This is a genomic window from Streptomyces sp. NPDC001941, assembly GCF_040296945.1.
Classification (GTDB): Bacteria; Actinomycetota; Actinomycetes; order Streptomycetales; family Streptomycetaceae; genus Streptomyces.
In genome coordinates this window covers 399608-408822 of record NZ_JBEOYE010000001.1, presented here as the reverse complement: position 1 = coordinate 408822, position 9215 = coordinate 399608, and the positions used below count along the sequence as shown (strand labels likewise).

General features: G+C 73.9%; 7 protein-coding genes. 4 read left to right on the top strand and 3 right to left on the bottom strand.

The window, feature by feature from the left end; all coding sequences use genetic code 11:
• Positions 1–41: 41 nt before the first annotated feature.
• Positions 42–1646: an MFS transporter gene (locus ABT160_RS01850; RefSeq protein ID WP_351642185.1), complete on the bottom strand. Its 1605-nt coding sequence runs from the start codon at positions 1644–1646 to the stop codon at positions 42–44.
• Positions 1647–1856: 210 nt separating this feature from the next.
• Here ABT160_RS01850 and panB point away from each other — a divergent pair, with 210 nt between their 5' ends.
• From panB to ABT160_RS01835, 3 genes are all read left to right on the top strand, one after another.
• A complete protein-coding gene (gene panB / locus ABT160_RS01845) occupies positions 1857–2732 on the top strand; it encodes a 3-methyl-2-oxobutanoate hydroxymethyltransferase (RefSeq protein ID WP_351642182.1) in 876 nt (291 codons plus the stop codon).
• Positions 2733–2874: 142 nt separating this feature from the next.
• Entirely contained in the window at positions 2875–3867 is a 993-nt protein-coding gene (locus tag ABT160_RS01840) for an ATP-binding cassette domain-containing protein (protein WP_351642181.1), read from the top strand.
• The gene (locus ABT160_RS01835; RefSeq protein WP_351642178.1) at positions 3864–4715 is read left to right on the top strand and encodes an ABC transporter permease; all 852 of its coding nucleotides are present in this window, start codon (positions 3864–3866) and stop codon (positions 4713–4715) included. Before ABT160_RS01840 ends, ABT160_RS01835 begins: the two co-directional genes overlap by 4 nt.
• An 86-nt stretch (positions 4716–4801) precedes the next feature.
• Here ABT160_RS01835 and ABT160_RS01830 read toward each other — a convergent pair whose 3' ends face one another.
• A complete protein-coding gene (locus ABT160_RS01830; RefSeq protein WP_351642176.1) occupies positions 4802–8104 on the bottom strand; it encodes an ATP-binding protein in 3303 nt (1100 codons plus the stop codon).
• Between the two features lie 116 nt (positions 8105–8220).
• Between ABT160_RS01830 and ABT160_RS01825 the strand changes: the two genes are divergently transcribed.
• Positions 8221–9012 carry a site-2 protease family protein gene (locus ABT160_RS01825; protein WP_351642173.1) on the top strand — a complete coding sequence of 264 codons (792 nt, stop codon included), beginning with the start codon at positions 8221–8223 and terminating at the stop codon, positions 9010–9012.
• 22 nt (positions 9013–9034) lie between these two features.
• On the opposite strand, the gene ABT160_RS01820 is transcribed toward ABT160_RS01825, so the two are convergent.
• Entirely contained in the window at positions 9035–9205 is a 171-nt protein-coding gene (locus tag ABT160_RS01820; RefSeq protein WP_351642171.1) for a hypothetical protein, read from the bottom strand.
• Positions 9206–9215: the final 10 nt, after the last annotated feature.

Here is a 9215-nt window from a genome sequence, read left to right as displayed (position 1 = left end):
CCGCCGCCCTCCCGCCGCCGGGAGGGCGGCGGGCCGACCGGTCAGCCCGCCACTGATTCTCGCTGGTCGGCCGGGCTGCCCGGAGCCTGGTCCGGGCCCTTGGCGCGACCGGGCAGGAAGAGGGCCACCACGAGCGCGCCGAGCAGGGCCACGCCCGCGGAGGCGAGCGCGGTGACGTGCATGGCGTCCAGGAAGGCCGCGTTGGCCGGGTCGACCAGGGCGCGCCCGGCCGGGCCGAGCTTCTCGGCGACGGCGAGGGTGGCCTCGATGGACTCGCCCGCCGTGTCGCGCAGGCCCGCGGGGAGCCGGCCGAGGTGGTCCTCGATCTGCCCACGGTAGGTGGCGGAGAGCAGAGAGCCGAGGACGGCGACGCCGAGGGCCCCGCCGACCTGGCGGAAGGTGTTGTTGACGGCCGAGCCGGAGCCGGCCTTCTCGCGCGGCAGGGTCTGCATCACGGCCACGGTCACCGGCGGCATGATGTGCGCCATCCCGGCGCCCTGGACGAAGAAGACGACCTCCATCAGCCAGACCGGGGTGTCCGCGTCGAAGAGCGCGAAGGCGGCCAGGCCGAGGGCGACGGCGAGCATGCCGACGGTGCACACGGCGCGGGCGCCGAAGCGCTCCACCACCAGCCGGGCGCGCGGCGCGAAGACCATCTGGGCCACGGCCAGCGGCAGGATCAGCAGGCCGGACTGGAGGGCGCTGTAGCCGCGCACGCTCTGCAGGTAGAAGGCGGAGAAGAAGGTGACGCCCATCAGCGCGAAGAAGACCAGCGCGATGGCGGCGACGGCGGCGGAGAACACCGGCTTCTTGAAGTAGCCGATGTCGATGGCCGGGTGGTCGCTGCGCTTCTCGTGCAGGACGAAGCCGACGAGCACGGCGAGTCCGCCGAGCAGCGGCGCGAGCACGCTCGCGTCGGTGAAGTCGGCCAGCTCGCCGCCGCGGATGATGCCGTACACCAGCAGGACCAGGCCGACGACGGAGAGGACGACGCCCAGCGGGTCGACCTTGCCGGGGGCGGGGTCGCGGGAGTCGGGCACCAGGGCGACCATCGCGATCAGGGCGACGATCACGATCGGCACGTTGATCAGGAAGATCGAGCCCCACCAGAAGTGCTCCAGGAGCACACCGCCGGTGATCGGGCCGATGGCGATGGCGAGGCCGACGCCGCCGGCCCAGATGCCGATGGCCTTGGGCTGCTCGTCGCGCTCGAAGACGTTCATCAGCACGGCGAGGGTGGCGGGCATCACGAAGGCGGCGCCGAAGCCCATGACGGCGCGGTAGCCGATCAGCTCGGCGGGCGAGCCGGACATCGCGGCGAGCGCGGAGCCGATGCCGAACACGGCGATGCCGAAGAGCAGGATCTTCTTGCGGCCCAGGCGGTCGCCGAGCAGCCCCGCGGTGAACAGCAGGCCGGCGAAGACGAGCGTGTAGGAGTTGATCGCCCACTCCAGCTCGCTCTGGGTGGCGCCGATGCCGGTGGGCTCGGGGCTGGCGATCGTCTTGACCGCCACGTTCAGGATCGAGTTGTCGAGCACGACGATCAGCAGGCTGAACATCAGCACAGCCAGGATGGCCCAGCGGCGGCGGTGGACGGCCTCCGGGACGCGGGACGCGGCGTCGGGAGCGCCGTTCGGTATGGACATGACCCCAGACTAGGCCTCATTTCGATACGAGACCGTCTCGTATAGGAAGTCTTTACGTTGGGCGGGGTAGGCGGGTTACTGGCAGGGGCTCGGTCCTGGCACCTCGGGTGCGTGCGGGGGCTCTGGCGGCACGCGAGGCCGAGGTGTCACCATGGACGTGGTCCGGAGACGCCGTCAGGGCGCTTCGAGATGACGAAGGAGCCGATCACCATGACGCTTCAGGCTGCCCCGACGCAGTCCGCCGACAGCAGCACCGCGCACCCCAAGGCGCTGTACGGCGGCAAGGGCACCCGGCGCATCACCGTCCACGACATCGCCGCCGCCAAGGAGCGCGGCGAGAAGTGGCCCATGCTCACGGCCTACGACGCGATGACCGCGTCCGTCTTCGACGAGGCCGGGATCCCGGTCCTGCTCGTCGGCGACTCCGCGGGCAACTGCCACCTCGGCTACGAGACCACCGTCCCGGTCACCCTCGACGAGATGGCCGTGCTCGCCGCCTCGGTGGTACGCGGCACCAGCCGCGCCCTGGTCGTGGGCGACCTGCCGTTCGGCAGCTACCAGGAGGGCCCCGTGCAGGCCCTGCGCTCGGCGATGCGGCTGGTCAAGGAGGCCGGCGTCGGCGCGGTGAAGCTGGAGGGCGGCGAGCGCTCGCACGAGCAGATCCGCCTCCTGGTGGAGTCCGGCATCCCGGTGATGGCCCACATCGGGCTGACCCCGCAGTCGGTCAACGCCATGGGATACCGGGTGCAGGGACGCGGCGAGGAGGCCGCCCAGCAGCTGCTGCGCGACGCCAAGGCGGTGCAGGACGCGGGCGCGTTCGCCGTGGTCCTGGAGCTGGTCCCGGCCGAGCTGGCCGCCGAGGTCACGCGGGTGCTGCACATCCCGACGGTGGGGATCGGCGCGGGCGCGGAGTGCGACGCCCAGGTGCTGGTGACCACCGACATGCTGGGGCTCACGCCGGGGCGGGCGCCGCGCTTCAGCAAGAAGTACACGGACCTGCGCGCGATCATGACCGAGGCGGCGCGAGCGTACGCCGACGAGGTCGTCGGTGGCGCGTTCCCGGCGGAGGAGCACACCTTCCACTGACCGTCGCGACCGGCGTCCACAGTTCCGGTCATATCAACGGCACCCCGTCCGACCTGCGACGTCGACGGGGTGTCGGCGGTTTTCCACAGGATGTCGGTAGCGTGTCGGCGGCTTGTCGGTGGCGGCTGGTCTCCTTGGGGACATGACGCGATCCGACAACAACGCCGTCGAGGTACGAGGCCTCGTGAAGCACTTCGGCGAGACGAAGGCGCTGGACGGGGTGGACCTCACCGTCCGCGAGGGCACCGTGCTCGGTGTCCTCGGCCCCAACGGGGCGGGCAAGACCACCCTGGTCCGCTGCCTGTCCACCCTGATCGTCCCGGACTCCGGCACCGCCGTCGTCGCGGGGTACGACGTGGTGAAGCAGCCCCGCCAGCTGCGCCGCACCATAGGCCTGACCGGGCAGTACGCCTCGGTCGACGAGAAGCTCTCCGGCTGGGAGAACCTCTACATGATCGGGCGGCTGCTCGACCTGCCCCGCAAGGACGCCCGGCGCCGCGCCGACGAGATGCTGGAGCGGTTCTCGCTGACCGAGGCCGCCAAGCGCCCGGCGATGAACTACTCGGGAGGCATGCGCCGCCGGCTCGACCTGGCCGCCTCCATGATCGGCCGGCCGTCCGTGCTCTACCTGGACGAGCCCACCACCGGCCTGGACCCCCGCACGCGCAACGAGGTGTGGGACGAGGTCCAGCGGATGGTCGCCGAGGGTGCGACCGTCCTGCTCACCACGCAGTACATGGAGGAGGCCGAGCAGCTCGCCAGTGAGCTGACGGTCATCGACCGCGGCCGGGTCATCGCCAACGGCGGGGTCGACGAGCTGAAGGCCAAGGTCGGCGGGCGCACCCTGCAGATCCGCCCGGTCGACCCGGCGGACCTGCCGGGCATGGCGGCGGCCCTGCGCGAGTCCGGGCTGGACGGCGTCGCGGGGGCGACGGTCGTGCCCGACGAGGCCCAGCTGTACGTGCCGATCCTCAGCGACGACCAGCTGACGGCCGTCATCGGACTGCTCGGCGCCCGCGGCTTCGCCATCGCCCACATCGGTACGCACCTGCCCAGCCTGGACGAGGTGTTCCTGGCCATCACCGGCGACAAGGCGCCGGTGTCCGACACGATCCCCGAGGAGGTCGCCGCGTGAGCACGACCACGATCACCGGCGCGCCCGCACCGGTGGACAAGGCCCCCCGACGCCCGGCCCCGGCCGGCGAGGGCCGCATCGGCCCGCGCGCCAACCTGCGCCACATCGGCGCCCTGGTGCGGCGCAACGCCCTGCAGATCAAGCAGGACCCGGAGTCGATGTTCGACGCCGTCCTGATGCCGATCATCTTCACGCTGCTGTTCGTGTACGTCTTCGGTGGCGCCATGTTCGGCAAGGGCAACCAGCAGGAGTACGTGAACTACCTGATCCCGGGCCTGATGGCGATGATGGGGATGAACATCTCCATGGCCGTCGGCAGCGGCATCAACGACGACTTCAAGAAGGGCGTCATGGACCGGTTCCGGACCATGCCCATCGCCCGGTCGTCGGTGCTGATAGCCAAGATCGTGGTCGAGGTCGGCCGGATGATGGTGGCCACCGCGATCCTGCTCACCATGGGCTTCCTGCTCGGCCTGGAGATCAAGACCTCGGTCTTCGAGCTCCTCGGGGCGGTCGGCCTGTCCCTGGTCTTCGGCGCCTCGCTGATGTGGATCTTCATCCTGCTCGGTCTCACCATGAAGACGGCCCAGGCCGTCCAGGGGGTCGGCATGCTCGTCCTGATGCCGCTGCAGTTCGGCTCGTCGATCTTCGCGCCGACCCAGTCGATGCCCGGCTGGCTGGAGGCCTTCACCGACTACAACCCGCTGTCCAACCTGGCCGACGCGGCCCGTGGACTGATCAACGGCGGCCCGATCGCCCACCCCGTGTGGATGACCCTGGGCTGGGCCGCGGCCCTGACCCTGGTCATGGCGCCGCTCGCGGTCTCCAAGTTCCGCAAGAAGACGTGAGCCGCACCCCTCGCCCCTGACGCGCCGGCCCAGCGCCCGGATCGCGTCGGCGGCGCGTCAGGCACCCGCTCCCCCGGGGGAGCCGGTCAGATCAGGGCGGCGGCCTCCTCCATGGTGAGGCCGTCGCCCTCGGCGTACGCCGCCTCGAAGGCCGCGTCGCCGAGGACGGCGCGGGCGGTGCGCTCGGCCCGCTCCAGGTTGTGCCGCTCCATGGACGAGGAGACGTGGCTCTTGGGCAGCAGGCCCTCGAAGGCGCCGAGCAGCCGGGCGCCGTCGCGGGCCAGGCCCGGGTCGTCCGCGCCCAGGCCCGCCAGCGCCCAGGCCGCCGTCGCCACGTGCACTGCCGCCATCTGCGGGGCGACCATCATCGCCAGTTCCTTGCGGGAGGCGTCCAGCGCGGTGCGCACCCGCGGCAGGGCGGCGGCGTAGTCGCCCTCCACGCAGTCCAGCCAGGCCACGCCGCCGATCCGGAAGCCCTCGAAGACCGCCATGTTGCCCTCGGTGAAGTCGGCGGCGAGCCGCTCCAGTTCGAGCCGCGCCTCGGGGGCCCGGCCGGTGCGGCCGAGCTCCATGGCCAGGAACAGCCGGGCCGCCAGGGACGCCTCGCGCACGCTCTCCCGGGTCGTGCCGCCGCCCAGCACCTCCCGCAGGACCGCCTCGCCCTCGGCGCCCCGGCCCAGCTCGCACAGCATCGCCGCGTAGCGCGCCCGCAGCAGGGCCACCTGCCCGTGCGCGCCCACCCGCCGGGCCATCCCGGCGGCGGTGCGGAAGTCCTCGGCGGCCTCCTCGTAGCGGCCCAGGTGCTCGCGGGCCTCGCCGAGCGCCGCCAGCGCCTCCACCTGGCCCCACGCGTCACCGCAGGCCCGGAAGAGCTCCAGGCTCCGCTCGGCGTCCCCGACGGCCTCCTGCGCGGTGTCGCCGCGGTTGGCCAGCACGTTGGCCCGCATCTGGTAGACGGCGGCCAGCTCCCAGTCGTACCCACGCTCCCGGCAGGTCCGCACGGTCTCGTCCAGGACCAGCATCAGCCGCTCCGCGTCACCGGTCAGCATCACCGCGAAGGACCACAGGGAGGCGGGGAAGCGGCAGGTCTGCGGCAGCCCGGGCCGGTAGACCGCGGCCATCCGCTCCACCAGGTCGCCCCGCTCCGCGCCGGTCCAGTCGTCCACGGCCCGCTCCACGGTGACGTGGCTGATCAGCCACACCCCGCGGCGCGCCTCCTCGATCACCTCGTCCCGCCACGGCGGCGGCCGCTCCCCCGGCGCCTCGTCCAGCGGCTCCGCGGGCGCCGCTCCCCGGGCGAACGGGTCGGTGCTCAGCGCGGCCACGGCCCCCGACCAGTGCATCGCGTCGGAGCGCAGGTCGCGCATCTGCCAGTACCAGGCCAGGCCGAGGACCAGGCACAGGCCCTCCTGCTCGTCGCGGGCGGCCACGGCCCGGCGCAGCGCGGTGCGCAGGTTCTCGTACTCCCGCTGGAACAGCGCCAGGGCCCGCTCCTGGCGGGCGTCGCGCAGCGAGGGGTCGGTGGTGCGGGCCAGTTCGCGGTAGTGCACCAGGTGGCGGCGCTCGGTCCCGGCCCGGTCGCCGGCCGCGTCCAGGCGCTCGGCGGCGTACTCCCCGACGGTCTCCAGGAGCCGGTAGCGCATCTCGCCGCCGGCGTCCGGGGCGGCCACCACCAGCGACTTGTCGACCAGCGAGCCCAGCAGGTCCAGCGCCTCGGGCCCGCACACCGCCTCGGCGGCGGCCAGGTCGCAGCCGCCCGCGAACACGGAGAGGCGCCGCAGCACGGCCCGTTCGGGCTCGTCGAGCAGGTCCCAGGACCAGTCGACGACCGCGCGCAGCGTCTGCTGGCGCGGCAGTACGGTGCGGCTGCCGCTGGTCAGCAGCCGGAAGCGGTCGTCGAGCCGGTCCGCGATCTGGCGCGGCGTCAGCAGCCGCAGCCGGGCGGCGGCCAGCTCGATCGCCAGCGGCAGGCCGTCCAGTCGCCGGCAGATCTCCGCGCAGGCCGCGCGGTCCCCGTCCACCGAGAAGCCGGGCCGGGCCGCCGCGCCGCGCTCGCCGAGCAGCCGCAGCGCCTTGGGTTCGGGCAGCGGTCCCACGGGGCGCACCAGCTCGCCCGGCACGCCCAGCGGTTCGCGGCTGGTGGCCAGGACCCGCAGCCCGGGGCAGCGCTCCAGGAGCCGTTCGGCGAGCGCGGCGGCGGCGTCCACCACGTGTTCGCAGTTGTCCAGGACGAGCAGCATCCGGCGGTCGGCGCAGTACTCGGCGAGCCGGGCGGTGACGTCCACGGCGCCCTCGACGGCCCGCAGTTCCTCGGCGCCCGCACCGCGCAGCACGGTCTCGCGGGCGCCCAGCGCTCCGAGCACCGCCTCCGGCACGTCCTCGGCGTCGTCCACCGGCGCCAGTTCCACCAGCCACACGCCGTCCGGGCACGCCTCGCCGGGCAGGCTCTCGGCCGCCTCCTGGGACAGCCGGGTCTTGCCCGCGCCGCCGGGGCCGAGGAGCGTCACCAGGCGGGCCGCGTCCAGGTCGCCGCGGATCGCCGCGAGGTCGTCCTCGCGGCCGACGAAGCTGGTGAGCCGCTCGCGCAGGTTGCCGGGGCGCGCGGCGGCCCGGGCGGGCGGCGGCGCGGCGGGGGTGGGGTGGACGGCCGGGGCCGGGTGGGCGGCGGGGGCCGGGTTGAGGAGTTCGCCGTGCAGGGCCCGCAGTCCGGGTCCCGGGTCGGTGCCGAGCCGGTCGGCCAGCTCCTGGCGCACGGCCTCGAAGGCGGCCAGCGCCTGCGCGGCCCGCCCGGCGTCCCGCAGCGCCCGGATGCGCAGCGCCTGCAGCGGCTCGTCCAGCGGGTGCTCCCCGCACAGCGCGGCCAGTTCGGGCAGCGCCTCCTCGGCGCGGCCCAGGGCGATCCTGGCGGCGGCCTGGGCGCGCCGGGCCTCCAGCCGCCGGGCCTCCCATCCCGTAGCCTCGCCGGCGCGGTCGGGCAGGTCGGCCAGGACCGGGCCGCGCCACAGCGCGAGGGCCTCGCCGAGCAGGGCGTCGGCCCGCCCGGGCTCGCCCCCGGCCAGCGCGCGGGTGCCGTCGGCGGCGAGCCGCTCGAAGCGGTGCAGGTCCACGTCGCCGGGGTCGGCGGCCAGCCGGTAGCCGCCGTCCGCGGAGGCGACGGCGCCGTGCCCGAGGGCCCGGCGGAGCCGGCCGACCAGGGCCTGCAGCGCGGCGGGCGCGTCGGCGGGCGGGTCGAGGTGCCACACCTCGTCGACCAGGGTGGCGGCGGGGACGGTGCGCCCGGCCCGCAGCGCGAGGGCCGTGAGCAGGGCGCGCAGGCGCGCGCCGCCGACGGCGACGGGGGTGCCGTCGTCGCGGAGCGCCTGGGTGGGGCCGAGCAGGCGGTAGTGCACCCGCCCATTCTCCCCGGCGGCGCGGGGCCGGAACTCCGACCGCAGGACGAGACGTTCCCCCCTCACCAACCGGTACGGTCGCCTTCCCGGCCGTCCACGCACCAGGAGCCCCGCCCATGCCGACCTCCACCTCACGCTCCAGCGACCGGAGGGTCAGCCCCGTCTTCCTGGGGATCGTCGCCGTCATGGCGGTCACCGGCTGGGCGGTGTGGACCGACTTCGCGTCGAACGTGAAGATCGCCGTGTTCCTGTTCGTGACGTCGGCGTGGATCGTCTCGCTCTGCCTGCACGAGTACGCGCACGCGCGCACCGCGCTGCACGGCGGGGACATCACGGTGGGGACGAAGGGCTATCTGACCCTGAACCCGCTGAAGTACACGCACGCGGCGCTGTCGATCGTGCTGCCGGTGGTCTTCCTGATGCTCGGCGGCATCGGCCTGCCCGGTGGCGCGGTGTTCATCGAGCGCGGCCGGATCCGGGGGCGCTGGAAGCACAGCCTGATCTCGGCGGCGGGCCCGCTGACGAACGTGCTGTTCGCGGTGGTGTGCGCCGCGCCGTTCTGGCTGGGCGCGCTGGACGGGGTGCCGACGCCGTTCCGCCTGGCGCTGGCGTTCCTGGTGTTCCTCCAGGTGACGGCCGCGATCCTGAACCTGCTGCCGGTGCCGGGCCTGGACGGGTACGGGGTGATCGAGCCCTGGCTGTCGTACGGGGTGCGCCGCCAGGTGGAGCCGTTCGCGTCGGTCGGCTTCTTCATCGTCTTCGGCCTGCTGTGGATCCCGCAGGTCAACGGCGTCTTCTTCGACGCGGTGTACGGGATCCTGGAGGGCCTCGGCGTCAGCCGGTTCGACGCGTCGGCCGGGCGCTCGCTGTACCAGTTCTGGGGCGAGTGGTCCTTCGGGGCGCGGTAGGGCGCCCCGGAGGGCGGCGGCCTCAGCCCCGGGCGGCGCGGGCGCGGCGCAGGTAGTACCAGGCCATGTTGGACGACAGGCCGGCGAGCAGTACCCAGACGATCCCGAGCCAGCTGCCCTGCGCGAAGGAGATCACGGCGGCCACGACGGCGAGGACGCACACGGCGAGGGCGTAGAGGGCGAGGCGGGGCATGGGGTCGGCT

Coding starts and splice junctions, on each gene's coding strand:
- ABT160_RS01850 (WP_351642185.1), bottom strand. CDS start 1,646: ATGTCCATACCGAACGGCGCTCCCGACGCCGCGTCCCGCGTCCCGGAG.
- panB (WP_351642182.1), top strand. CDS start 1,857: ATGACGCTTCAGGCTGCCCCGACGCAGTCCGCCGACAGCAGCACCGCG.
- ABT160_RS01840 (WP_351642181.1), top strand. CDS start 2,875: ATGACGCGATCCGACAACAACGCCGTCGAGGTACGAGGCCTCGTGAAG.
- ABT160_RS01825 (WP_351642173.1), top strand. CDS start 8,221: ATGCCGACCTCCACCTCACGCTCCAGCGACCGGAGGGTCAGCCCCGTC.
- ABT160_RS01820 (WP_351642171.1), bottom strand. CDS start 9,205: ATGCCCCGCCTCGCCCTCTACGCCCTCGCCGTGTGCGTCCTCGCCGTC.